At 38.6% G+C, this 24,524-nt stretch carries 24 protein-coding genes; 9 read left to right on the forward strand and 15 right to left on the reverse strand.

The genetic code is table 11. From position 1 onward, the window contains the following. Together KME09_00005 and KME09_00010 are read left to right on the forward strand one after the other, a co-directional pair. Positions 1–338 (forward strand): ATP-binding domain-containing protein (locus KME09_00005; protein MBW4532301.1); only part of this gene is annotated, 338 nt, incomplete at its 5' end. A 99-nt stretch (positions 339–437) separates the two neighbouring features. Continuing rightward, positions 438–1,496 (forward strand): site-specific integrase, encoded by a 1,059-nt coding sequence (locus KME09_00010; GenBank protein MBW4532302.1) that lies wholly within the window; start codon positions 438–440, stop codon positions 1,494–1,496. A 497-nt stretch (positions 1,497–1,993) separates the two neighbouring features. On the opposite strand, the gene KME09_00015 is transcribed toward KME09_00010, so the two are convergent. After that, entirely contained in the window at positions 1,994–2,152 is a 159-nt protein-coding gene (locus KME09_00015) for a hypothetical protein (protein ID MBW4532303.1), read from the reverse strand. Next, positions 2,149–2,637, reverse strand: a complete 489-nt coding sequence (locus KME09_00020; protein MBW4532304.1) for a crossover junction endodeoxyribonuclease RuvC — start codon at positions 2,635–2,637, stop codon at positions 2,149–2,151. The genes KME09_00015 and KME09_00020 overlap by 4 nt, the downstream gene beginning before the upstream one ends. A 33-nt stretch (positions 2,638–2,670) precedes the next feature. Between KME09_00020 and KME09_00025 the strand changes: the two genes are divergently transcribed. From KME09_00025 to KME09_00040, 4 genes are all read left to right on the forward strand, one after another. Further along, on the forward strand, positions 2,671–2,934 hold the full coding sequence (locus KME09_00025; protein MBW4532305.1) for a hypothetical protein: 264 nt from the start codon (positions 2,671–2,673) through the stop codon (positions 2,932–2,934). Between the two features lie 249 nt (positions 2,935–3,183). Then, positions 3,184–3,813 (forward strand): ParA family protein, encoded by a 630-nt coding sequence (locus KME09_00030; protein ID MBW4532306.1) that lies wholly within the window; start codon positions 3,184–3,186, stop codon positions 3,811–3,813. A 13-nt stretch (positions 3,814–3,826) separates the two neighbouring features. Beyond that, a complete protein-coding gene (locus tag KME09_00035) occupies positions 3,827–4,702 on the forward strand; it encodes a ParB N-terminal domain-containing protein (protein ID MBW4532307.1) in 876 nt (291 codons plus the stop codon). Continuing rightward, positions 4,695–4,868 carry a hypothetical protein gene (locus tag KME09_00040; protein MBW4532308.1) on the forward strand — a complete coding sequence of 58 codons (174 nt, stop codon included), beginning with the start codon at positions 4,695–4,697 and terminating at the stop codon, positions 4,866–4,868. The genes KME09_00035 and KME09_00040 overlap by 8 nt, the downstream gene beginning before the upstream one ends. Positions 4,869–5,007: 139 nt before the next feature. On the opposite strand, the gene KME09_00045 is transcribed toward KME09_00040, so the two are convergent. Continuing rightward, positions 5,008–5,340, reverse strand: a complete 333-nt coding sequence (locus tag KME09_00045) for a hypothetical protein (GenBank protein ID MBW4532309.1) — start codon at positions 5,338–5,340, stop codon at positions 5,008–5,010. 116 nt (positions 5,341–5,456) lie between these two features. Here KME09_00045 and KME09_00050 point away from each other — a divergent pair, with 116 nt between their 5' ends. After that, positions 5,457–5,870 (forward strand): hypothetical protein, encoded by a 414-nt coding sequence (locus tag KME09_00050; protein MBW4532310.1) that lies wholly within the window; start codon positions 5,457–5,459, stop codon positions 5,868–5,870. A gap of 111 nt (positions 5,871–5,981) precedes the next feature. Here the strand turns inward: KME09_00050 and tnpA are convergent, their stop codons facing one another. Continuing rightward, positions 5,982–6,392, reverse strand: a complete 411-nt coding sequence (gene tnpA / locus KME09_00055) for an IS200/IS605 family transposase (GenBank protein MBW4532311.1) — start codon at positions 6,390–6,392, stop codon at positions 5,982–5,984. 39 nt (positions 6,393–6,431) lie between these two features. Between tnpA and KME09_00060 the strand changes: the two genes are divergently transcribed. After that, entirely contained in the window at positions 6,432–7,706 is a 1,275-nt protein-coding gene (locus KME09_00060; protein MBW4532312.1) for a transposase, read from the forward strand. A gap of 32 nt (positions 7,707–7,738) precedes the next feature. On the opposite strand, the gene KME09_00065 is transcribed toward KME09_00060, so the two are convergent. After that, positions 7,739–8,623: a sigma-70 family RNA polymerase sigma factor gene (locus KME09_00065; GenBank protein MBW4532313.1), complete on the reverse strand. Its 885-nt coding sequence runs from the start codon at positions 8,621–8,623 to the stop codon at positions 7,739–7,741. 259 nt (positions 8,624–8,882) lie between these two features. On the opposite strand from KME09_00065, the gene KME09_00070 reads away from it, so the two are divergent. After that, positions 8,883–9,932, forward strand: a complete 1,050-nt coding sequence (locus KME09_00070; protein ID MBW4532314.1) for an ABC transporter substrate-binding protein — start codon at positions 8,883–8,885, stop codon at positions 9,930–9,932. Here KME09_00070 and KME09_00075 read toward each other — a convergent pair. The 10 genes from KME09_00075 to KME09_00120 all read right to left on the reverse strand — a co-directional run bounded on the left by KME09_00075 (position 9,929) and on the right by KME09_00120 (position 24,490). Next, complete coding sequence (locus KME09_00075) at positions 9,929–10,546, reverse strand: CAP domain-containing protein (GenBank protein ID MBW4532315.1); 618 nt, start codon at positions 10,544–10,546, stop codon at positions 9,929–9,931. The two genes, KME09_00070 and KME09_00075, sit on opposite strands and share 4 nt — an antisense overlap. Positions 10,547–10,696: 150 nt before the next feature. Continuing rightward, positions 10,697–11,188, reverse strand: coding sequence for a ferric reductase-like transmembrane domain-containing protein (locus tag KME09_00080; protein ID MBW4532316.1), 492 nt, complete (start codon positions 11,186–11,188; stop codon positions 10,697–10,699). A 75-nt stretch (positions 11,189–11,263) separates the two neighbouring features. Next, positions 11,264–12,841 (reverse strand): hypothetical protein, encoded by a 1,578-nt coding sequence (locus KME09_00085; protein ID MBW4532317.1) that lies wholly within the window; start codon positions 12,839–12,841, stop codon positions 11,264–11,266. A 40-nt stretch (positions 12,842–12,881) separates the two neighbouring features. Continuing rightward, positions 12,882–14,666, reverse strand: coding sequence for a glycoside hydrolase family 9 protein (locus KME09_00090; protein MBW4532318.1), 1,785 nt, complete (start codon positions 14,664–14,666; stop codon positions 12,882–12,884). A gap of 716 nt (positions 14,667–15,382) precedes the next feature. Next, a complete protein-coding gene (locus KME09_00095) occupies positions 15,383–16,327 on the reverse strand; it encodes a hypothetical protein (protein ID MBW4532319.1) in 945 nt (314 codons plus the stop codon). Between the two features lie 12 nt (positions 16,328–16,339). Then, on the reverse strand, positions 16,340–17,323 hold the full coding sequence (locus tag KME09_00100; GenBank protein MBW4532320.1) for a hypothetical protein: 984 nt from the start codon (positions 17,321–17,323) through the stop codon (positions 16,340–16,342). 32 nt (positions 17,324–17,355) lie between these two features. Further along, entirely contained in the window at positions 17,356–18,156 is an 801-nt protein-coding gene (locus tag KME09_00105; GenBank protein MBW4532321.1) for a substrate-binding domain-containing protein, read from the reverse strand. A gap of 366 nt (positions 18,157–18,522) precedes the next feature. Further along, positions 18,523–19,518 (reverse strand): hypothetical protein, encoded by a 996-nt coding sequence (locus KME09_00110; GenBank protein ID MBW4532322.1) that lies wholly within the window; start codon positions 19,516–19,518, stop codon positions 18,523–18,525. Positions 19,519–20,078: 560 nt separating this feature from the next. Beyond that, positions 20,079–23,423, reverse strand: coding sequence for a DUF3854 domain-containing protein (locus KME09_00115; GenBank protein ID MBW4532323.1), 3,345 nt, complete (start codon positions 23,421–23,423; stop codon positions 20,079–20,081). Between the two features lie 908 nt (positions 23,424–24,331). Next, the gene (locus KME09_00120; GenBank protein ID MBW4532324.1) at positions 24,332–24,490 is read right to left on the reverse strand and encodes a hypothetical protein; all 159 of its coding nucleotides are present in this window, start codon (positions 24,488–24,490) and stop codon (positions 24,332–24,334) included. Positions 24,491–24,524 lie beyond the last annotated feature (34 nt).

Consider the following 24,524-nt stretch of genomic DNA (forward strand, 5'->3'; position numbering starts at 1 on the left):
CAAAATCTTTAATTGACTCTTATTCTAAAGCTTTAAATGCTCTAGGTATCACAACTTGCCAAATACATAGAAGCCAAGCTGACGATCTCACAACTCCAGGGTTAAGAGTAGCCACAATGCACCGAGTCAAAGGACTTCAGTTTGAATACGTGCTGTTGGCTGGTTTAACCAAAGATGAGTTGCCACCGAAAAGAATACTCGATCGCTTGTCGGATAATCGGGCGCGTCTGTCTTTAATCGAACGCGATCGCTGTTTGCTTCACGTTGCAGCTACTCGCGCTAAAAAAGAAGTTTTGGTTACTTATCACGGTCAGCCAAGTAAATTAATTGAACATTAAATAAACAAAAAACCGTATTTGAGGAGATTGTACCGTTTTTACTGCCGAAAACTAGGATTCTCGGCAGTAAAATATGATAAGTTGCCAAAAGCTAGAACCATGACGATTAACAACACAGAGCGCGCGAACCATAACCACCCAGATTCAAATAATAATTCTGACGGTCGAAAACGTCGAGGTCATGGAGCAAAACATAAACCAGTCTCCTTGCCGACTGTCGAAGTGATGAGACAGTGTTTTAACAAATATTTAGAGATTGAAGTAGCTAATGGTGATGCTGCACCCGATACAATCAAGACCTATCAGCGTAGAATCGAGCAGTACTTAACTTGGTGTAGCCAGAGGTCTTTATCTCCTGCTTTAGTAACCCAGGAAGATATTTTAAACTATCGAAGATATTTAATAGTCGAGCGCAAGCTTCAATCTAAAACGATCGCTTTGACATTAGTAGTAATTCGAGCTTTTTATCATGCTTGTTTTAAACTTGATTTGGTCAAAGAAAATTTGGTTATTGGAGTAAATCCGCCCAAAACTAAAATAGATGCTGTTGATTCGATCACTTTTTTAACCATAGAGCAATTAAAACATTTGTTTTCTCAGATGAGCAGTGATAATTCCGTCAAGTCATTACGCGATCGCTTCATTGTCAGTTTGATGGCATTAGAAGGATTACGCACCGTCGAGTTAAATAGAGCGTCTGTTGGCAATATAAGAGGAAACAAGGGCGATCGATGTTCCCTTTGTGTTGAAGGAAAAGGTAAAATTCGTACTGTTCCTTTACGTGACGATTTGGCTAATTTGATGTGGCGATATCTTGAAGCTAGATCTTTTCAAGGAGAAAAACTTACTTCGATTTCTCCCTTATTTATTTCCTTATCAAACCGTTTTAATGGGCGTAGATTGTCTCGTCGAGGTATTCGCTATATAGTTGATGGTTATTTAAATGAAGCTGGCTTAAAAGAAATCGATTTCAACTCCTCTCGCTCTTGCCATAGCCTGCGTCATACAGCAGGAACTTTAGGGTTGGCAGGGGGAGCAAGTTTGAGACAAGTGCAGGAACTTTTAGGACATAGCGATCCTAAAACTACAGCTATCTATGCTCATGTTTTAGAGCGTCATGAAAATAATCCTGCTCTCGGTATTAATGTTGAAATTTGAGCAGATTACTTTTATCTACGTGAGCGGGAAGACCCCGTTAAACCGAAGCTTAGCGAGAAATGATGTTTTGCTTGCTCTATCTCTTCTAACCTTTTCTGAAGTTTATCTACAACTGTTGAAGTGTCTTTAGATCCTTTTCGATTTAACCTTAAATTTAAATTATTGAGCATGATTATTAGGGTATATTGATTGATAATTCTGCCGACACTTTTTATGCTTCTTTGCTCAATTACGATTTTATCTCTTGCAAACCTCAGAAGCTCTATAATATAAGAATATTTAATTAATTATTTATAGAAGAAATCGTCAAACTTCAATCGAGTACTAGTTAAAAATCATACTGTTTTTCAAAGCACAATCGACAATAGCAGCGCGTAGGGAGGGCGAATTTAAAGCCAATGTTTTCATCTTTGCCGAATCAAGCTGTGGCTTTGCTCTTTCATAAAGAGCAATCGAGTTTTCGCTATTATGTGCATTGTTAAAAATCACCCCATCAATCAACCCGTAAATCTCAACGTTTTCGTCAAATTACAGACAGGGCGGAACGCCCAATGCGCCGCTAGGGGCTGTGCTTCGCTACGCCAGTAATCACGAGATTCAATTTCTAATTCTTGGTCGCGCTCTGAAACATCAATTCCGCAGAATCTTATTCTCAACTAATATTATTCCTCAAGCCACACAAACCCGCATAACCAATACCAATGGCATCAACGCTATCATCAATTGGCAAAGTTTCTAAATCGAATAAAACCTGTACCATCCCTGCTACTTCATTCTTATCCGCTTTGCCATAACCTAGATGACATTTCCAACTTGATTGATGTAGATATACAGGTTGAATCCCCATCTCTCGGTAACAGACTAAATTAATCACGCCAAAGGCTTGTAATACTCCTCCTGCTGCCTTGATGCTTCTACCAAAGAAGGGCATCTCAATCGCTATGTGTGCGGGTCGAAATTCAGCGATCAATTCCACCATGTTCTGCTCGATTTCCAGCAGTCTTTCAGATGTGGTTAACTGTTTACTAGTTTCTATCGTTCCAAATTCTAGTAATCGTGCATCTAGGGCTTTAACCTCTTCTAAAAATGCCCAACCAATTGTTGCTAGTCCAGGGTCAATTCCCAACCAGGTTTGATTCATTCGACCACCGCATATTGCTATATATTATTTATCATGGATAGTTTTCCGTCTGGAATTAACCGTCAAACCGTCAAAGATACTTTGAAAAAACTTAATTCTGGAAAAGGGCAAAAGAAAGTCCAAAAACTGCTGCGAGAGTACACAGATAGCAATCAAAGTCAGCTAAACGATGATGAGTTTATCGAGCAGATAGTCAAGGATACAGAGATTCTTAATTTACTAAATCTTGACAGGATTAAACCTACCAGCTTAAAAGCTTCTCTATCGGCTTTGCTTTTAAGAACACAAGTAAAATAGCGATTACCCTAAAGGATATGCGTAGCGGTATTCTTTAGCACTAGCCCTAAAGGATTCCTTTAGGACGTTAGGAGCTAATCCGTGATAGACGCATCCGAATAAGTGTACCCTTCTCGCAATCGCACTTACTACAACTTATCTTACAAAGAAACCTTTTTTGCTTATATTATCTTATATCATCACACTTTTTCATACTTTATGTTATCGTACTAGCGGTAAACAGTTTACTTATCTCTACACATTTTTTCGATGACGATTTTTTCAATTTGCAATATAAAAGGCGGTAGTGGCAAAAGTACAACAGCTATTCACTTAGTAAGTTTCTTATCAAATCATGGCTTCAAGACTGCCTTGGTAGATTGTGATGGACAACAATCATTAAGCGCCTGGGCCAACTCGGTGGATTCTTTGAAGGAGCTGACGATCTTTAAAAGTACCGATACTGATGAAATTGAAGACGAGATTATTAAGTTAGAGAGTAGCTACGATGCGGTAGTAGTAGATACAGCAGGGAGTTCAGAAGAAACTATGAAAATTGTAATCAGCCTCAGCGATCGGGTTGTTATACCCCTGTCTCCCTCGTCGTTAGATATTACTTCAACAGTCGCGACTATAAAACAGGTAGTTCGGGCAAGAAGACGAGCAGCTAAAAATATTTCAGCCACGGTATTTTTAAATAAAGTTGTGAAAAATACCACATTACTAAAAGAAACTAGAGAGCTATTTGCGGATTTTGAGGATATTAAATTTAGTTCTGTAGAAATTCCTCACACTCAGAGAATAATTAGGCTAACCTCTGACAAGCAGACAGCATTTGACAGCAAATCTAATGAAGATCTTGCTAATTTATACAGCCAATTGTTCGCTCAGATAATTTAATTAGAGGGGTAAGATGAATTCGTTAATTCTAGATACTGATAAAACTGCCAAAGGAAAAGGAAGATTCATAGCTTTAACTGAAATTACTGTTTTGAGTTGGATTAAAAATTTAATCCCGCCCCGGTCTGAAGAAGAGCAAAGACTTTTGCTCGAAAATATTGAGGATAATGGACAACAAACCCCCGCTCTAGTCACACAGCTTGATGGTCATAAATACGTTTTAGTAGACGGTCATGGACGCTATGAAGCGCTGCAACAACTACAAGAAAGTTCAATTTGGGTTGTCAGTCAGAAATTTAAGGATGAGCAGGCTATCAAAGATGCCATGCTACGCATTCAATTGGGAAGACGCAATCTAAGTGAAAATGTCAGGATACGTCTTATTGGCGAGATTTGGAATCGAAGAACTCAACTTTCAGAGGAGGGTCAGGCTGACCCCCTGACCAGGAAAGAATTGGCCAATCAAACTAAAACCAGTGAAAGTACAGTTAAAAGGGCTGCCAAATATGCCTCTGCCGTTGACAAGATTGAGTCTGTGGTTCCTGGAGCTAGAGCAATAATGGACGATCCTTCTACTCCCAGGGCGATCGCCGAACCATTAGTCGAGATTGCCAGCATCAATCCCGAACTAGCTAAGAATATTCTCGCTCAAGTTTCCTCTGAAGAATCTGATAAGGCTAAAAATAAAGTGTTCAAGAAAGCCCTAGCCGAGGCTCAAAGGTCGGGGGGTCAGTCTGACCCCCCGAACAGAAAAGAAAAGTCTCAAAAAATAAATCTATCTCCCGAAATTGTTGAATTGGTGATGCCCATTGCCAAGTCTAATAACTTATCATTGGCAACCCAGATTGAAAATCTAATTAAAGAGCATTTAGCGGAAATTAATGAGTAAGGTCAAAAAAACTGTAACTTTGTCATCTGAAACAGTCGAGCGAGTCAAAGAAATAGCAAAACAAGAGTCTCGCTCCTTTTCGCAAATGCTAGATATTTTAGTTAAAAGACAGTTATCTGATAATTGTCTAACGGATGATATAGCCAATAACAATCCTCACCTTTAATTCACTATTGAATTGTTATTAGCTAAAAGGGTATGTAACAGATTTTGAATATGAGCGCGAGTTTCCCGAATTAAAATTGTTACAATCGTTGGTCGAACATCGAGCAAGTTCTACAGTTAAGCTTCGTATGATTCATTCATTAATATCTCACCGAAAAATAAAGCAAGGTCGAAATAAATGATAGAAGAAACCACAAAAAAAGTAATTGAAGCATACTTTTTTTAAGGGCAGATTGCAATAAACGATTATTTTCAAGGATAAATTCTTGTATAGCTATTAAATGTATAACTCTAGCATTCAGCGTTTCTGTCAATTCACACAAGTCAAGGCACTCGTGTCGTAATTTTGAATTATATTTATAATATTGAATTGCTAATTTGATAGCTTCTTGCGGCTCTGTTTCTAGATACATTCTGAGAGTTGTAGCCACAAATTCTTCAGCTAGACGCTCTGGCTTATCTTTAGAAGACATTAAATTATGATAATTCTTATGGCTCGATTTTACATCTTAATTATCATATAGAACAGAACTCTACCGATTTCTTTAATTTTTATTCGCGACCTATTCACCAAATTCAAGATGAAACTATGAATTTTAAACTAGAAAAATTGTCAAATAAAGTAAAGCAAATTAAAGTTAGTGATGAAAATATAACCACAAGAATGTTATTTTTTGAAGAATTTATTAACAACGTATCTGTTAATGGAGTTTACTATTTTGACGAATTAGAATTTATTTCAAAAATGTCTTTTGAAAGTCAAAAAGATTTTTTTACTTTCTATGATTGCTTTTTAGAATCTAGATTTATAGAAGTTGAAGCAAAAAAAGTCAAAATAATAGTTACACTAGAAGATAGTAAATATTTTTTTAGTGTTAAATTTAATCATAAAGAAATTGAAAAAATAAGTTTTTACGATCCTAGTATTGACAATAACGAAGAAAAAATTCTCATACTTCAAGAAATTTGGAACGATCTTTACAGAGCCATTAAAGAACATTAAGAAATCTCAGTTAATGCAGACAATATTGAGACAAAGCAGCAAACAACAAAAATTATCTTTCTTCTGGTTGAAGACCCTCATGTCCCGTGAGGGATGAAAACCAGACAGGGTTTAACTTGGAGAATCTTGGTCTTGGACATACTTTTTCAATACATCTATCGTAACCCCTCCGCAGCTTGAAACGAAATATGCACCTGTCCAAAAGACTCGCTTGCTATACGTTTTAGAAACTATAGACTCGAAGGATCGCCACATTGTCTTCGATGATGTGGCTTTTAAATTGGCTATCAAGCTGCTTAACAGCTTGTGAGGTGGAAACGACACAATTAGATGAGCGTGGTCTGACTCACAATTAAATTCAAGTAATTCGCTATCCCAAGATGCCAGTACGGATCTGAACACCCTTTCTAGTTCTGTTTTCATCGCAGCATCAATTACTTTTCTACGATACTTAGTTACCAGTACAATGTGAACGGTTAGATTGAATACTGCTCTACGAGTAGTGCGATAGTTAGTTTTCACGGCTTGAAAATATATGTACGGTTAATGTATAATCTTACCATGCGGAAAACTTACCAGTACAAATTAATCCTGACAGCTACTCAACGGCAAGAAATTGACCGTTGGTTGAGTATGCTCAAAGCGCAGTATAACTATTTGCTGGGAGAACGTTTTAACTGGTGGGAATACAACCGTTCCTATCTAACAATTCCTCAAGGAGAATACTGTCTGCGGTGGTGCGAATTAGGCAGTGGCGAACTTAAAGACAATCCAGATTGGCACAGTCAATCGGCTAGTCTGCCACAATTAAAAAAGGATAGACCCTGGTACGCCGATATCTACAGTCAAGTTTTGCAAGATTGCGTCAAGCGGGTGAAGCTTGCTATGGAGAAATTTTTAGCTGGTGATTCTAAAGGTCGTAAAAGTGGTCGCCCTCGTTTTAAAAATCGAGCTAGATATAGAACGCTCACCTATCCTGCTATTAAGGATAAAAACTTAGTTGGCAGTACGATTAAGCTACCCAAGCTAGGAGTTCTGAAGTTCCGCAAATCCAGGGATATCAAACCTGGGTTCAAGCTAAAAACAGCATCGATTACCAGAAAAGCTGATGGTTACTACCTCAATCTTTCGGTAGAGGATAAGTCTGTTCCCGACCTGGAGTTAGATACTGTACCAACCGAATCTAATACAGTTGGGATTGATGTTGGCTTAGAAAAACTATATGTAGATTCAAGCAACAATCAAGCTAACCCACAAAGGCACTTGAGAAAATCCGAATCCAAGCTGGCACTTTTACAAAGAAAACTAGACGACAACGCTCGTGGCAAGAAGGCGAAAAGACTCATACGACGAGCAATAGCTAGACTTCATCAGAAAATAGCCAGGCAGAGAAAACATTGGCACTATGGCGAAGCTCACAAGCTTGCTAGGAACTGCCAGGTTTTAGCTATCGAAGATTTAAAAATTCGCAACATGAAGCGAAAAAATAAACCTAAGAAAGTAGATGGTGTGTTTGTTCCTAACGGGCAAGCAGCATCTAGGGGTCTGAACAAATCTTGGAGCGACAACGGAGTGGGTAATTTCCTAGAGATACTGTCTCAAGTTGCTCAAAAGTACGGCACGAGAATAGTTAAAGTCAACCCCAGGGGGACTTCTCAGCATTGTAGCAGATGTCTAAATCGGGTTAGCAAAACCCTGTCAGATAGATGGCATCAATGCAATAGCTGTGACTTAAGTTGCGACAGAGACTATAACTCGGCACTTCTAATTAAAAAACTGGCGGTGGGCAGTCGTCAGTCTAAAACGCTCCCTTCCCTTAAAGATATAATGGGCTGAGGAGAATCCTGCGTGTCCCGCGCAGGAGTATGTCAATTCACTGAGCGTAAGTACTCGATCGCTTTTTTCTTGAGTAGCTGTATTGCTTTATTGTCAATCTGCCTAACTCTTTCTCGGCTAATTCCACAAATATTACTAATCTGCCCGTAGCTCATAATTTTGCCGTCATTTAAGCCATAACGCAAGATAATTACATCTCGTTGCAGAGGAGAAAGGGTATTTAACAGATTTTGGAGATGAGCGCGAGTTTCCTGACTTGAGGCAAAATCTGCTGGAGAAACAGAGTCATCAGCTATAATTTGTCCTAACTCAGTTTGATTTTCATCAATCGTCACGTTAAGACTTTTAAGTTTGGTAATTTGGGCAGAGTGAGCCAAAAATCTCAGCTTATCCAAATCCATACCTAATTCTGTAGCAACTTCACGATCGGTTGGTTTTCGACCCAACTGTTGCGATAGCTGGCGAGTTACCTTCTTAATTTTGTTCAAATCTTGAGTAATATGAATAGGCAGTCGAATTGTTCTGGCATGATTGGCGATTGCCCTAGTCATTGCTTGTCTAATCCACCAGTAACTATAGGTGGAGAATTTATACCCTTTGCTTAAATCGAACTTTTCAGTTGCTTTCATTAAGCCAATACTGCCTTCTTGGATCAAATCCAAAATTGATAGACCAAGGTTTTGATATTTCTTGGCTACAGACACCACCAAGCGTAAATTTGCCTCAACCATTTTTTGTCTTGCAATTTGTCCCCGATAGATGATGCGTTGCTCGTCTAGAGTTAAGTCTGCTTTATTCTTATTTAGTAAAGGCAGCATAGCCTGGATTTGATTTGCGTATTCAACCTCCTCTTCTGCCTTCAATAAGGGAGTACGACCAATCTCAATTAAATAGTCTCGAACTAAATTATTAACCATCAAATTTCGTAATTTCTCAACTTAATAGATCTTAAAAATGTTATATATATTGAATATCTCCGATGGCTCAAAATATTTTAGCGCTCTACCTTAACCAGAAAAGATAAAGACCTCTGTATTCAATTTTACCCTGATAAGTCTTGATTGCATCGGTCGCTTAATTATTCGCTCCCAATCAGCAATCGCTTTTTGCTAAAAGTCACAAAGGTTGCACCCTTAACAAAATTTGTTGTGTATCTTGATAATAATTACAACCAATATGTTTAAAAAGATTTGGTTATTAGCTCTTGGATTACTGATAAGTTTAATTATCATAGCCAATAGCGATCGCCAAAAGTCAACAATGTCAGAGCGGATTCTTGAAGATCCTCCGAAAAATGTTGCCGAACATCCGATAGTAATTGGCTATAGTAATTGGCCTGGTTGGTGGCCATGGGCGATTGCTGAATCAGAAGGTTTATTTGCCAAAAATGGTTTGAATAATCTTGAATTGCGCTGGTACGACAATTATACTCAGTCAATTGATGATTTGAAAGCAGGAAACATTAATGGAAATTGTCAAACTTTAAACGACACGCTTTCAACTGTTGATGATGCGCTCAAAGGAGAAGTTGTTGTGCTGATAAATGATAACTCTGCTGGTAATGATAAAATAATCGCCGCTCAAGGAATTAACGAAGTAAAAGATCTAAAAGGAAAAAAGGTAGCAGTTGAAGCGGGAGTGGTAGACGACTTTTTGCTAACTTTGGCACTAGAGCAGGAAAATTTATCTCGCAGTGAGATTAAAGTTTTTAATCTAGAAACGGGAGCGGCAGCAGAGGCTTTTGTTACGAAACAAGTCGATGCAGTAGGAGCTTTTCCTCCATTCTGGTTAACTGCACTACAAAGGTCGGGATCTCAAGAACTTATTTCTTCGGCTGCTTTTCCAGGAGCAATTCCCGATCTACTGGTAGTAACAGAAGAATTAATCGAAAAATATCCAGAACAAGTTCAGTCGTTAGTCAATACTTGGTTTGATGTATTAAGGTTTATGGCTAGTGATTTAGATCGAGCCGAAGAAATTATGGCAAATCGAGCAGGAATTACTCGTAGTGAGTTGCAGCTACTTAAGGCGGGAACAAAAATATTTACATTTAATGAGAACCTAGCGGCTTTTGTTGAAGGAAACAACATGACATCCATTCATTATGCTGCTGAAAAAATTGCTGAAAATCTACAATTTGACCTGAAGTTAATTAGTAAAAAGCCAAATATAAGAAGAATGTTTAATTCAAATTTTTTAAGCGGCGTTAAAAAATCAAACAGTTAAGCCATAATCGGACCATTGATATCTGTGCCAAAACTTTGCGTCCAGTAAGCACTGCCATTGTCGCCTACACTATATCCTACTCCAAGCTCCTCAAAAGCAGGATTGAGAATATTTTCGCGATGACCATCGCTTCCCATCCAACCAGTTACTACGGTTTCTGCATCTGCATACCCAACAGCAACATTTTCCCCTATTGTTGAGTATTGATAACCAGCATCTAAAATACGCTCGTCAAAATTACTACCATTTGAGCCAGTATGGCTCAAGGTGTCTGTATTAGCTTGATCTTGAGCATGTAAATCGGCGGCTCGATCTAACTGCTCATTAAGCTGTAAAGGATCGATTCCGACTTTGGCACGCTCTTTATTCACCAATTCGAGAATTTGTCGATCGAATGTATCTGATACAGGTATTTCTTCTGTTCTAGCCTTATCGGACTGGTGTAAAACAGTCCCATCGAATAACGAGCTATTTAACAAATTGCCTCCTTCCCCTGCTGAATATAATCCGAACTGATTATTATTGCTATCGGTCGATTCTGAGCGATATCGTTCACCATTGTCGGTGGGGCTTGCGGCTGACCGTTGGTCAGAATAAGCATGATAGTCTTGCATGTCACCTAAAGTTTAAAGTTGAATGAAGTATAAGTTTTTAAGCGATTACGTTCCGTGCGACGCTGCCCGTAGCCGATCGCTGCGTCCGTAATAGCCGCATCGCTGATTGGGAGCCAAGAAAAATTCGGCGGCGACTATACCTAAGAATAATCAGCACTTTTTTCTGATGAATAAAACAAGTGTCCCCATCAATACTAATACAAAGGCATTTAAAAAATTGTTGAGATAATGCGGTCCTACTAAAACGGTATGAAAAATCGCAAGAGGTAACGCAGGAACAGTTAAAAAATGTAATTTCCGCCACCAAACTTTTCCCAGCTTACGCTGCCAAAATTTAAAAGAAGTAATTGCTGCTGGGATCATGAGTGAAAGTGATACAGCCCCTAAAGCTATTCCCCAATTTTGCCAGAACGGCTTGAACAAAACTAATTGTTTAAAATTTATTGCCTCTGAATTTGCCAATAAACAGTGAGTGATACCTGCTACAAATGCGATGATTCCAATTGTCCGCCGATGTTTAAGGGGAAATTGCCAGTAAAACTTGATCGGACGAGCAACTAAAGATAACATTAAGCAAAATAAGCTAATATGCCCTGAATAAAATCCAAGCTCATTTAATTGCAAAAATAGAATAACTCCCATTTTTATTACCTTTAAGTCAAAAGAAGGCTGTCGAGAAAAATCTAAATCTGGCGATTTAGATTTTTCTGTAAGCGATCAAGCAAATTCAAAAGCTCCGTCAGTAACATTAGAATTAACGGTTACATCAGTACCGTAATTGAAATTGCCATCATGATTAATGGTAAGCGTACCTGATACATCAAAATCATGAGCGTCACCACCGCGAGAACCATCGGCACCTTGATCGCTATACAAACCTAATTTGATCTGGTTATCTGATTCTTCCAGCACAGTAACCGCGACAGTGTGACCAGCAATATTAACCTTGTCTCCATCACCACCACTACCGCTAAAGTTCGCGATCGTATCTTGTCCGATACTATCTAACCAGTGGTCGTGATAATTATTGTTTTCTCCTGTTACACCTGCCCAATCAATTTTTCCTTCCGCATCAATATGCTGCTGGTAAATTTCTGGTTTGGCATTTAATAGCACATTGACATCAAAGATATTGGCTCCTTCACCACCTGATAAAGAACTATCTCCGCTACCGTTAGGATTTGTGTATTGAGAACTGAAGTCTAATTTATCTATGTCGTTTCCGTCGTCAACATTTGCGGGAACATTATCACTTTCAATCGGTGTACCAGCATCACTAAATAGATTGGGCGCTTCTTCCATTGGCATCTCTGCCATATCTTTTGGTGCTTCTTCCATTGGCATCTCTGCCATATCTTTTGGCGCTTCTTCCATCGGCATTTCTGCCATATCTTTTGGCGCTTCTTCCATCGGCATCTCTGCCATGTCTTTCGGTGCTTCTTCCATTGGCATTTCTGCCATATCTTTCGGCGCTTCTTCCATCGGCATTTCTGCCATATCTTTTGGCGCTTCTTCCATCGGCATCTCTGCCATGTCTTTCGGTGCTTCTTCCATTGGCATTTCTGCCATATCTTTTGGCGCTTCCTCCATCGGCATTTCTGCCATATCTTTCGGTGCTTCTTCCATTGGCATTTCTGCCATATCTTTCGGTGCTTCTTCCATTGGCATTTCTGCCATATCTTTCGGTGCTTCTTCCATTGGCATCTCTGCCATGTCTTTCGGCGCTTCCACTGTCGGCATTTCATCCTGGCAGTCTTTGGTTTCTACATCCTCCATCGGCATCTCTCCCATATCCTCTGGCGCTTCCACTGTCGGCATCTCCCCCATATCCTTGGGTGCTTCCACTGTCGGCATCTCCCCCATATCCTCTGGCGCTTCCACTGTCGGCATCTCCCCCATATCCTCTGGCGCTTCCACTGTCGGCATCTCCCCCATATCCTCTGGCGCTTCCACTGTCGGCATCTCCCCCATATCCTTGGGTGCTTCCACTGTCGGCATCTCCCCCATATCCTCTGGCGCTTCCACTGTCGGCATTTCATCCTGGCAGTCTTTGGTTTCTACATCCTCCATCGGCATTTCTGCCATGTCTTTCGGCGCTTCTTCCATCGGCATTTCCTCTGTTTTAGTGCTGTGGAGTGGCTGTATGCCCACTACTCCATCAAATAACGAGCTATTTATTAAATCCTTTGCGTTTTCTGGCGAATATAATCCAGCATTGCTATCATTCGATTCTGAGTGGGATTGAGAAATTTCGCCACCATCGAAATAAATATGAGATTTTTGTGTGTTATTCATGTGATATATGCTATATGTATTTGAGCGATGAACTATTTGACTATTTGACTCCAGGAATTGAACTTAGATCGCCATCGGGCAATGGATCTCCGCCGAATTTTTCGTATTGTTGAACAGCAGCAGCAGCAAACGGGGCATTATAACCAGTTCCAACCTCATTAGTCACCCAGTCATCGCGTTTATCTTGATGCGAATTATCAGTATTGCGCGGTCCTCCGACCAGCGCTCCTACTAAAAGATTGTCGTTTGGGCGATCGCTACCATCTAGCGGGGCAGTACCCGCCGATCCCCTGTGATGTGCCCTCACAGGATAATTTTCGCCAAACCCGACAACGTAACTATAGTTGAGCGGATTATCCCCCAACACATAGTCAACCTGTTTCTGAGCAAAAGTCGAGTATTCCTGGTTTGGTTCGACAAAATCATCATACCACTCCAGTAAATAAGCTGCTGACATATCTAAAGGCGCTGAAGCCCATTCAGCACGAACCGCAAATCCTCCTTCAGTATGCTGTACTCCTCCAGAACCATTAAGCCAATTTTGCGCCCAGGTTTTAAATTCCTCTTTAAAAAAATTATCAGAGCTTTCAAGTGCCAACAATGCCATGGCCGCATAAGAATGATCGTCAGCAGCATAAGTCCACGAACCAATATGTCCAATGCCGTCACGATAATAATTTTCTGCTTTTGATAGGTAGGCTTTATCACCCGTCGCCCGATAAAGCCAAACAGCCCCTAAAACCAACTCGTCTTTATAGCCACTCCAGCTCGTGTAGAACGGATTTGCTGCGCTGACCGAATCAGAGTATTTGCCTTGATATTTTTCCGCAAAGTCGAAAAGTTGCACGGCATTTTCTAAAAGCTTTGCCGAATAGGCCTCATCTACTCCTGCAAAAAGAATTGAAGCCGAAGCCAAAGCCGAAGCAGTTCCAGCAGCAGCATCAGACCCTGGTTTATTGGCATCAACAGCGAAAGATGGTCGAGCAGTTTTTTGATCGATTTGTTCGGGCGGAACCCAAAAGTTGTGATCGTTGGCATCACCAACCTGAACCCAAAACCGAGTAGTACTAGACCCATTAGTTTCGTTGCACTTTAGAAAATAGTCGGTTCCCCATTTGACCGCCTGGAGGAGATCGTCAAACTGCCCAGCTTTTTGATAAGTCTCTCGATAATCTACCCCGCTCCACGCCAACATGGCCATGCTAAATGCCATGGGTTGAATGAATTTGATATGATCTCCCGCATCGAAGTAGCCTCCTACCAAGTCGCGCCCGACATCTTTACCGTCGCTAGTAGTGGAGTCAGAACGCCATTCTAAACGGTTGTCGGCAGGTAGCGGACCCGAACGGTTGGCTTCAAAAAAGAGCAAGCTTTTTTGTAGGGCTTCGCCATAGGCGAATTTTCCTTGTTGTCCGACGGATTGTTCGGGAGAATCGGGAATGTCCACAGGAGTGTTAGGACTGGTAGGAGAGGTGACGGGAGTAGGAACTTCAGGAATGTCTTCACCTGCTGCACCGCTAAATTCTGGATTCAAGGCTTGTTGTCCACCGTCATCGATAATGAAAATGGGCTTGATAGACTGTCCTGAAGTAAGGTCGATCTGGTCGTTTTGTCCCGTGATGGTGTAGCTGCCGTTGCCATTGTCGATTAAATCTACACCATAGGCTGCGGTAATTTTATAGGGCAGGTTGAAGTTTACTTGCCAGTCATCCGCCTGAGACTCGGCTTTAAGTTCTAATTCTAATTTGTATCCTCCTTGCCAATCTTCGACAATCGATGGTGCCGCGCTGAGATTCGCCCCACCTAAAGATTTTTCCTGAATCATCGGTGCAGTATCGGTGTTAGTTTCTTCCTCCGTCGGAGTTTGATTTGCCCTATTGTCTGTAGTTTCCTCCACCATCGGGTTTTCAGCTATAGATTGCACATATTTCTGCCTTTCTTCTTCAGTTAAACTACTGTAAATAGGTTCACCGACATTTTCCAAATTTAGATAATTGCTAAATTTGAGAGCGGCTTCTTCTGGATTGCCTTTGACTAAAATAATAGCTTTTGTAACTTTTCCTTTAGCTAAGCTGGAATTCCAAGAATCGCCTGCAAAGTTAACACTGTTTTCTCCTGAAGAAATAAGAATTCCGTAATTTTTAATAATTTTATGGTTTTCAGGTAGAGTAATTGATGCTTGCCAATTTTCAACATCTTCTTTGGCAACTATATTTAGTTCTACTTGATAACCATCAGAATAAAATTTGGTAATTTGATAGTTTATTTCAACTCGGTCTAAAGACTGAACCTCTGGTACTCGATCTTGGTTATCTATAGATAAATTTTGGGCTATTAATTTTTGAGCCCAATTTAGATTGTTACGCAAAAGTGGAGGATTGCTAAAACCTTGCCGATTTAAAAACAAGGGCTGACTATAACCCAACCTAGCTGTAAGGGAAATTAAACTTGAAGCAATCAATCCAGATGATAAACAAAATACTATTCGATTTTTCATGGTCAGATATTAAGTTGATTTGATTTTCAAACACGCGCCGAATATTAACGAGATTCCAAAAAACGAGAAATTATAATAATAATGAAAACGCTAAGTATAAATAAAAATATATATATAAATGGTAAATAACGTTTTAAACGTTTAAACTTAACCCAAGATTTACCCGATTTACCTTGTTTAGTTGACTGTAGCTCGGTTTTAGAAATAACAGCGAGATCGATAGTATTGATAGAATCAACTTGCTTCATTTCTTCTTTAGAAGCCTCTAATTTTTTAGTTTTACTTTGGTCGAGTAACCTATTGTTTGCCTCTTGGCTATAAAACACTTGCGTTCCGCCCGAATTGTTGACCCATTCGCCGTAGTCGGGTAAAAGCGAACAATCGTATATTTTTCCAGGCAACAATTCCGTTCCATTCGTATGAATTAGGTCGCCAAGATTCAGGATCAGAAAATCTTTATCTTTTTTTAAAATATTTGCATTGTATACTCCTTGTTCAAAAGATAATTCCTCCAACGCAGAAACTAGCGAGGATAAATTAGCTCTTTGGGATAAGTCCTTTGCAGAAGCATAATGGTGCAAGATTACGCAATTTAGCTCGATTGCACTCCGCCAAAAATAATCGCGAAAAGCAGGAAATTTTTCCATAATGTCTTGAGCAGCTAGAAGGTCTAAATATAGTACCTGCAATCCCTGCGTAGAATATGCTTTATATATTTGCCAAAGTTCTTTGGGAAACAAGTGAGACAGCCCGACAAAACCTGAATTAAGAATAGTAATAAGCTCCCCACGATCGCTTTTTACTCGAACGCTACCTTTAATTATTAAAAAAATCTTTTGTTGGCTATTTGACCATAATAATTGTTCTCCATTAAAGGTATCTATACTCGAAGCACTTGTATAAAACTCTAATTCTTCTTGCGAAAGCTTATTTTGAAAAATAGACTTAATAAAACTTTCTCTGTTTTTAGCAATATTAGTGTTAGTCATAAACCTTACATATTAAGTTAGGTGTTCTATGAAAGCAGCTTCAAACTCTGCAAAAATTGACAGCATTATCGGTTCTAAATTTGAGAGTAACTTTGCTTCTATTTGTTGCCAAGAAGCTGGAGAATCGCCCCAATAATTTAATTTATGACCGCCAAGCCAAATCTCTAGAAGTTTTTCTTGCTCCTTAGAATCAATTTTATTAAGCAAGCTAAAAACTGGAATAGAAACGCTAATATTTAAAGAGTTTTTATCTTTTAATGAGTTTTTTATATGTTCTAGTAATATAAAAGATTGATTTACATGACTAGAATATGTTTGACAAACTTTAATTAATTCAAAGATTACAAAACTCATTTGCTCATATTTTTCTGCTTCTAACTTTGCTTCAAAAGCTATATCAATAGCATTTTTCATACTCGTATTATTTTGCTCTAATTCTTCATACTGGTAAAGCTTGTCAAAAGCATGCCAAGCAGATTTTTCCCGCTCTACGTACCAGATTTTTTTGGTTTCTGATTTACCTCTTTGAGAAATTAGCTTTTTTATTAGCTGCTTTAAAAAATCAAGCAAGTTTTTGGGACTGGCTTCTGCAAACTGAACATTAAGCAGATTTCTTAATAAACTAGTTGATTCCGTTTGTAATTTTTGGCTTAATTCTTGAATTTTAAAAAATATTGTATCATGATAATATATATCTAGACTATTTTTAACGATCGCCAAATCTTTAGCAGTAATATCATTTTCTAATTCTTGCTTTTTATCAATTATCTCAGTTAACAACTTGCTAAATCCACGCTCTTTTTCAAGCTCTAAAGCTTCCATTACAAGATCGGCATTAATACTTACTAAATACTGATTTTGTAACAAATTTATAACTTCGCTAGCCATCCAGTATGTCCATCCTTTTATAAGAACATCAGATACTTTAAATTTATTTTGTGTATGCAAATTGCTATTGTTAGCGCCGTTATTGATGGCTAGAGCATTTTTATTCATAAACTTAATAATTTTAGACACTTAATACAAATTTAATTAAGAGGAACATAATTAGATTTTTCGATAATTTTCTGACCTGGCTGCGAAGTCAGAAAGTTAGTTACTGCTTCTCCCGTCACTCGATCGTTAGTATTGTCCTCGCGAAATACTAGGAATAAGCGTCTAGTGAGAGGATAGGCACCCGTTTTAATTACTGTACTATCAAGTTTATTATTATTAAAAAGGTTAATAAAAGAGGAATTGCCATCAGCTATACTATATACTTTGATTAAGCGTTGGTTTTGAACCAAAGATGCTGAAGCCAAAGATATGGCTCCAGGAGTATTTATTACCTTTTTTATAACTTCAGTATAACCCGATAGTTTGATGGCTGTAGGAAAGTTTTGAAAATCAAAAGTGCCGTAATTTTCATTGTTTACAATTATTGGCACTATCGGCATACTTTCATATTGCGGATTAATTTGCTGCCAATTAGTAATCTCTCCTGCAAATATTTTTTTAACTTGTTGAAGATTTAATCGAGCAGTAGGAGTCCATAAATTGCTAAATACAGATATTCCATCAATAGCTATTGGTGTTTGCCTAAGTTCAAATCCTCGTCGGCGAGCTACTTCATACTCGTCATCGGTTAAAGGTCTTGCATTATAGGCAAAACTTAACTCTCCTTGTAACAGCATTTCAATTCCTTTAACAGAACTAAAGTCACCATTACCTGGTTTGGCGTATCTAAGCTGTAGGTTGGGATATTTAGTTTCAATGGCTTTATTTAAACCATTTGCTACTAAAGGCGCAAATATAGGATCTCCGCCATAGCTCGATAGACCACTAATCATTATTTCTGACTGTTGCTCTGTCGAAATAATTTTCGATCTATTCTTTGATAAATTATTGGTAAAGCTAAAAAGTAATCCCAGTCCGAGCGCGGATAATACTAGACCAAGCTGTAATTTTTGAGATTCTAATTGCTTGAATTGTTTTATATTTGGCAACTTAAAGTTTTGTAAAAAACTATTCAGCGCAACTTTATTAGAATTATTGTTTTTTACTGTCTCTCCAACATTTAAATTTTTAGTAACCAAAGAAGTGGAACAAATTTCACAGCATATAGCATTTACTCCTTTTTTATGAACATAATGTTCGCATTTTGGACATTTATTTGCTTTTGAACTGACTGAATTTAAATTAGCTACCATAAATTTCTAAGATAAAATAAAAAATTGACGAAAATCTACGTATATGTCTAAGACAATAGGTTCGAGATCTTCTAACAGTTTTGTCTCAATCTGTTGCCAAGATATAGAAGAATAACCCCAATAATTGATTGAATGACCGATCCAATTCTCAAGCGATTTCTTATATTTAATAGCATCAATCATATTTGTATCTAAATACATAAATGCAGGCAATGATTTAATTTGAAAAGCTAAATCGTATTTTTTATTTAACGATTCTTGTAACTGCTCTAAAATTCGAGATGATTGTATTAACAAATCGTAATAAGTTTGCGCTCGCTCGATTAAATTTTGTAAGGCATCTAAATAAATCTGATAGTAGGTAGCTTTTAACTGAGCTTCAAAAATTGCAAAAATGGCTTTCCATTTACAGTCTGTGATATTATTGTATTGCACTGAATCAACGGCAACTTTTTGCAATTTTTGGTTGAGAATAAAAAATGATTGCCATGCGGAAGTTTCATATTCTTGATATATTTTTCTATTATTTTCAAAAATATTTTTTTGAGCAATTAGTTTTTTTAATAAGCTATCAAAAAAAAGTGTTAATTGAGAAGAACTACTTTGCTGCCAATCAAGAGAAATTAATTGTTGCATTGCTTCGGTATTCTTAGTCCTAGCATTCTGCAAAATCAGTTTTATTTCTTGGATTGCATCGTCCAAATAATTAAAAAGCAATTGATTACTATTCAAATTAAAATCCTTAAAATTTGTCGATTCCTTAGTTTGCCAAACTTTTAACTTTAATTTCTTTTGCAGGATGTCAAAAGATGTTTCGCTTTGTTGATTGGTTAAATTTAATGAATTTAGCAAAGGTTCGCCAAATTTAAAATCAGTTGCAGTTTGATGCCATTGCTCTACTACCCTTTTTGCGACCACATATCGCCAGTTATTTAACAAATCCTGTAGTTGTAGATTAATGGGTTGAATTCGAGTATCAGGACTATCAACTGTATGATACATAATTACACTATCTCACGGGTACAAAACCTGCTTGCTCGATTCGATTATTTGCTGACCTTTTGTGTTGAGTGTAAAGTTTTTAGCATTTTGGCTATTCGTCTTTTAGTTTTTGCCCAAGGCTGTGGCTGCTTTTTTCTATTTTCCAAACCCTCTAAAAAAAGTCTTGTAGTTGGTGCCGTTTGTTTGGGAGTAGTGTACTTAAATGGTCCGCCTGTAGGCTGGCTTTTGCTAGTTCTTTGATTGAGTCTTTGGCAACAAATTTCACAATGGGTTTTACCAAAAACATTTCCTACATAGTGACAAGTTGAACATTTGCGGTAACAGACTAAACAAGCTGTAGCCGAAACTGTAGCTTTTGTAACTTTAGGATTTGTAGACTCGTCGCTCCATGGATCTTTTATAATATTCATCGAGAAGTGCTTTAGTGGATACTCTGTACCTCATTTCGTTATGGCAGGTACGGGTAATTAAATATCAACTCTTACAATAAGATATCTGCTTTTTTAAGTGCAATTACTTAAACTTAACATATAATAAAGCTTACATACTATATTCTTTCCTTACGAAAGGGTGAGAACCGTATCTCGATCGTGTCTTGACTCACGAGCTAACCAGTTATTAAAAACCTCACCTCTTTTGTCAGGGTCAACATTACAGCCACCATAAACACGCTGCTTAGACGAGCGATCGCCACGCCAACATTTAAATTCGAGTTTTAACCCAAGCTGCTTAAGAATTCTTTGAGCCACTGCGATCGCCGAATCTTTTTCTGGATTGACACTTACACCTAACAGAGATTTAAGTTCGTGCCGAAATCTTATAATCATCTCTAGCCAGTCAGTTAAAGAGGACGCGGTAAACTCTCGCTCTGGCTCTAAAAACTGCTCGATTGATAAAATTTTTAAAGCTTTAATTGGTGCTGATAGCTGTCGATTATTAATGTCGGGTTTGAATACTTTACCGTTACCCTGTTTCGACATCTGTAAAAGCGATCGCCGATCGCGTCCCTCTAAATAAATATTGCCGACAGTTAGATAATAATGCAGTTGTAACTGAGAATACCAGCCAGAATCATCTTTTTCTACCAGTTCTGGTGTCACCTCAATGCCATAGCGTTTATTCAAATTTCCTTTTCTTTCTGCCAATCTTTCAGTTTCCGTTTTAGCTTTTTGACAATCGAGCTGTTCTAATTCTCGCTCGGATAAGGTTGGTGCTGTCGATACTTTTTGGCAAAAACTACGATAATTTTCTTGACACACCTGTACGACTTTTTGTTTGATGATGTTGGTATCATCGAGATCTTCTAACTCGACTGGCTTTTCTAATTCATAACCTTCACTAACAAGTTTAGCAAGAATTGAATCTCGATAATTATTTTTGCCAGCATTAACAACACAGGCTCTTTTGCCCCAACTCCAGAATGAGGCGGGAGAAAAATTAACCTCAAGACCGTCAAAATCTTCAACAGAAGCTTGTTGAAGAAGCATAATATTGGCTTGAGTCAACTTATGCTGAGATTTGAGTAAGCCTTTTACCGAAGTCGAACCATTACCAATACGATTTCCTTTAGCAGTTGTTTTGATCCAGATATGGCGAGGCACATCTTCTCTCAGGCGTTCGATAGTTTGGCACACAGCATCAACAGTTTGAACTCCCTGAGCGATTGCCCAAACTGAATCAAAATGACCTCTGATATCGATAGATACCCCAGTTTCAATTATTGGAGACGCAATTACAATATCGTAGCTGCTAAGAATATGGTCTAAATTTGCCATACAGCCCATTGCTGGATGCCCTGGTTCGGATACAGTTTCTCGATCGATTCTGAGAATTCGACGGTCGGGAAACCTTTGTTTGAGTACGAGTTCCAAATTGGTAGAACCCCACTTACTTTTAGCTTTTTGACCAGTGGTTTGGACAAAAACTTTGCGGTCTTGTTCGATAGTTTTAATTAAAGTAGCAATTAATTCACGAGGATCGTTTCCCGTGTAAGAAATTAATTTACGCTTGATTGGCGAACGATAAACGTTTTGGGCGACCCAAGTGCTGACGGGAAAACCGATGGAATCATTTACATAGTCAAGGGCGATCGCTGATAAATCGGCATCGCTTAAATAAATTTGACCTCCTGAAGAAACGACTGTTCTGAGCAGTTTTTGAAAATTTTCGATAATTTCTACACGATTACTTTGGCATGTAGAACTGTCTAGTAGATGCCAAATTACCTGTTCTGCTTCGTCTAGAATTACTACAGATTCCGACCAATCTTCAGGATTAAAATGAGCTTGAGAATTAGGGTGAAGAGAATCTATACAAAGCCCGTATCCCAGTATTCCTCTAGTTTCACTATTTTTGACTTCTTCAATATGATCGACGCCAAATCTGGCGCATAAAGCTTTGGCAAGCTGAATTCTGTGGGTAATAATTAAGCAGGGCTTACCTTTTAAAAGTAGCCGTCGCACAATACGAGATAGCCATTCAGTCTTACCTGTGTTTTTTGGCGATTTTAGACCAATGAGTCGAGCATGTTCGGGAGGAACTAAATTATCCCCAAGATATCTTTGATTGACTAATAATGGCTTGTATTTAGAAATATCTAACGCAGCTTTCAACTTGAAATTTGATAGGGAAGTTCGAGCTTGGTAAAGAGATTTAAAATAGTCAATTCCTCTTGCTGCAATAAGGTCGTCTACTCCTTTTTCTAGATCGCTCCAGGTGATGACGCTGACAGAAGCTCCCTGGAGTTGTAGGAGAGTTCCTGTTTTGGCGATCGCAGTACGAACATTTTGAACTGTTTCAGGTTTAGTATCGTTATCAAAACAGAAGATTATTTCTCTTCCACCCTTAGCCAATAATTCAAGTTGGGGAATTAGGCGAGGAGTACCTACTTTATTCCCCCATTCATCTTTGGGTTGACGATAACCATTGTAAATTCCAGGTAAGGCGATTCCTACATAGTTAGCACAAATTATCGCTCCAGCTTTTTTGCTGCCTTCAGTAAGAATAAGAGGAATTTGGGGAGTCTCGATGAACCAAGGCCAGAAACCTCGATCTTCTATCTTGCTAAGTCTCTCAACTCCTCTGCTATCAGTGTTTCTAAATTGTTCTGGATTATATTTGAACTTATTCCGTATTGGCTGAAGTAATCGATCGATTTTGCGATATTCTCTTCCTGCACAAGCTTCTTGAAGTTCTCTAAGGAATTTAGCTTCTGTCGATTCTTGGCTGTCAAGGCGCTGTCCCCCGAATTCATTCGGGAGGGGCTGTGACTCGAATTGCATTCGAGTCCTTGAAAGCCCCGTGGGCTTGTACGCGCCGTCAGTTCCTCTACTTTCTGTAGTTGTCGTCTCACTTCTGGATAAGCATCTTCTGTTATTGGAATCAACTGTCCGAATCGATCGACCTCGAACATTGCCTCTTTTTTCTGAGTCAAATGTCCAATTCTCCTGAATTCTCTTAATCCATTCATTTTTTACTGCCTCATTTTGATTTTTTACAATATTCCAGCTATCAAGGAAACTGACTTTAAGAGCGATTAACTCAGTGGGTACATTCTTTGGTGTCTCATACTTGATGAGTTTGTTTTTGTATCGATCGCAGCTAAATCCTTTCCCTATTTTCTCCCGATAGCGATAAGGGATATCTGGCTTAAATTGCCCCCAACTTGAATCTTCGCCAGTGAATAAATCTATTCCAGATACCCACCAACCGCCTTTTTCTGTGTGTTGGTATCTTTTTAGTAGTCTATCGCGTATTCTACCATCATTACGGCGATCGCTTTGGGCAATTCCGTACAAAATTCGGTCATAAGGTTCAAAATCTTGCAGGGATACAACATTTAGATCGATAATACTTTGGCTGACGGCTGAATTAAGCCATTCTTGATTGTGTGTTTTAAAAAGCACAAGCTTCTCCAGATAACTATGTTGATTGTTTCTGGTTGTTTGTGTATTACCCAAATCAAAAACCACTCAAATTAAGCTTGCTCTAGACCCCCAGTTCGAGTCATAATAGAGATTCAATTATTGAGATTGGGGTTGGTCTGTTTCTCGATTGCCGTCGAGAAAGAAAAGAATTGAAATTTGTGTTTTTGATTCGGATAACAGAAAACAACCTTTTTTCTAATTTCCTCAGCTAAATAATTCTTTACTAAGCCTAGTTAGGGCTAGTCCTTGTGCTGACTACTTTCTGGGTTTAAATTTGTGTACGCAGCAAAATTTGTCTGTCAAAACTTGTCAAACAGGTAATTTGATTGGTACAATCAAACAGAAGGCAGCAAAAAGACCAGCGCAATTATTTTTAATAATTTGCTCTTTAGCTGATCGGTCATTAAATTTGGATAGTTAATTGTTACATTCTGACTTTCCTCCTTCCCTTAATCGGGACTTTTCCCATTCTTGGGAGCTACTTAAATAGAACGCCGATTAAACCTCCTACAGTTCTCTATCGGTGTTCAGTGGTTTTTTACTAGATTGAATAAAATCCAATTAGCTGGTTAAGATTGTAACTCTATTAGAGTCATCTAACCAGTTTTAAACCGCTAGGGATCGTCTTTTAGATCGAATTGCTAGGGTTTTTGGCTTTAATCGATCGCAATCCTTAATATTTTTAAGTTGTTTTTAGTTTTTCGCTCGACCGAACATTAAACCCTTGTTCGAGCGAGAAATTGATGACGGCGTAATATTTAAGTAGGATAATTTTTTGATGAAAGTCCGAGTATCTTAGTAGAAGATTTTAATCTAAGTGTTTTCTCTGATAACATCATAACGTTTTAGGACTATTTTGCAAACTAACTACATGAACTACCTAGTGTTCAGAAGGCGCGTTTTTTGTAGGTCGGCTTTTGGGTAAGAATACTCTTACCCAACGCCGTGGTTGGAGATGCTGGGGAAACCCCAGCCTCCCCCACGACCAAAACGCGACCGTGGGAAGCTTCCCCCAAAAAAGCCGCCGCTTCGCTATCATCTCCCACTAAACTCCTATCGTCGTTTTGAGGGAGAATTCCC

It is taken from the genome of Pleurocapsa minor HA4230-MV1 (genome assembly GCA_019359095.1).
Classification (GTDB): Bacteria; Cyanobacteriota; Cyanobacteriia; order Cyanobacteriales; family Xenococcaceae; genus Waterburya; species Waterburya minor.

Excerpts from the sequence above, each read along its gene's own strand:
- KME09_00020 (MBW4532304.1), bottom strand. The coding sequence starts at position 2,637 with ATGAATCAAACCTGGTTGGGAATTGACCCTGGACTAGCAACAATTGGT.
- KME09_00105 (MBW4532321.1), bottom strand. The coding sequence starts at position 18,156 with ATGATTAGTGGTCTATCGAGCTATGGCGGAGATCCTATATTTGCGCCT.
- KME09_00030 (MBW4532306.1), top strand. The coding sequence starts at position 3,184 with ATGACGATTTTTTCAATTTGCAATATAAAAGGCGGTAGTGGCAAAAGT.
- KME09_00090 (MBW4532318.1), bottom strand. The coding sequence starts at position 14,666 with ATGATTCAGGAAAAATCTTTAGGTGGGGCGAATCTCAGCGCGGCACCA.
- KME09_00050 (MBW4532310.1), top strand. The coding sequence starts at position 5,457 with ATGAATTTTAAACTAGAAAAATTGTCAAATAAAGTAAAGCAAATTAAA.
- KME09_00085 (MBW4532317.1), bottom strand. The coding sequence starts at position 12,841 with ATGAATAACACACAAAAATCTCATATTTATTTCGATGGTGGCGAAATT.
- KME09_00070 (MBW4532314.1), top strand. The coding sequence starts at position 8,883 with ATGTTTAAAAAGATTTGGTTATTAGCTCTTGGATTACTGATAAGTTTA.
- KME09_00080 (MBW4532316.1), bottom strand. The coding sequence starts at position 11,188 with ATGGGAGTTATTCTATTTTTGCAATTAAATGAGCTTGGATTTTATTCA.
- KME09_00075 (MBW4532315.1), bottom strand. The coding sequence starts at position 10,546 with ATGCAAGACTATCATGCTTATTCTGACCAACGGTCAGCCGCAAGCCCC.
- KME09_00025 (MBW4532305.1), top strand. The coding sequence starts at position 2,671 with ATGGATAGTTTTCCGTCTGGAATTAACCGTCAAACCGTCAAAGATACT.
- KME09_00010 (MBW4532302.1), top strand. The coding sequence starts at position 438 with ATGACGATTAACAACACAGAGCGCGCGAACCATAACCACCCAGATTCA.
- KME09_00095 (MBW4532319.1), bottom strand. The coding sequence starts at position 16,327 with ATGACTAACACTAATATTGCTAAAAACAGAGAAAGTTTTATTAAGTCT.
- KME09_00035 (MBW4532307.1), top strand. The coding sequence starts at position 3,827 with ATGAATTCGTTAATTCTAGATACTGATAAAACTGCCAAAGGAAAAGGA.
- KME09_00065 (MBW4532313.1), bottom strand. The coding sequence starts at position 8,623 with ATGGTTAATAATTTAGTTCGAGACTATTTAATTGAGATTGGTCGTACT.
- KME09_00060 (MBW4532312.1), top strand. The coding sequence starts at position 6,432 with ATGCGGAAAACTTACCAGTACAAATTAATCCTGACAGCTACTCAACGG.
- KME09_00040 (MBW4532308.1), top strand. The coding sequence starts at position 4,695 with ATGAGTAAGGTCAAAAAAACTGTAACTTTGTCATCTGAAACAGTCGAG.
- KME09_00045 (MBW4532309.1), bottom strand. The coding sequence starts at position 5,340 with ATGTCTTCTAAAGATAAGCCAGAGCGTCTAGCTGAAGAATTTGTGGCT.
- KME09_00100 (MBW4532320.1), bottom strand. The coding sequence starts at position 17,323 with ATGAATAAAAATGCTCTAGCCATCAATAACGGCGCTAACAATAGCAAT.
- KME09_00110 (MBW4532322.1), bottom strand. The coding sequence starts at position 19,518 with ATGTATCATACAGTTGATAGTCCTGATACTCGAATTCAACCCATTAAT.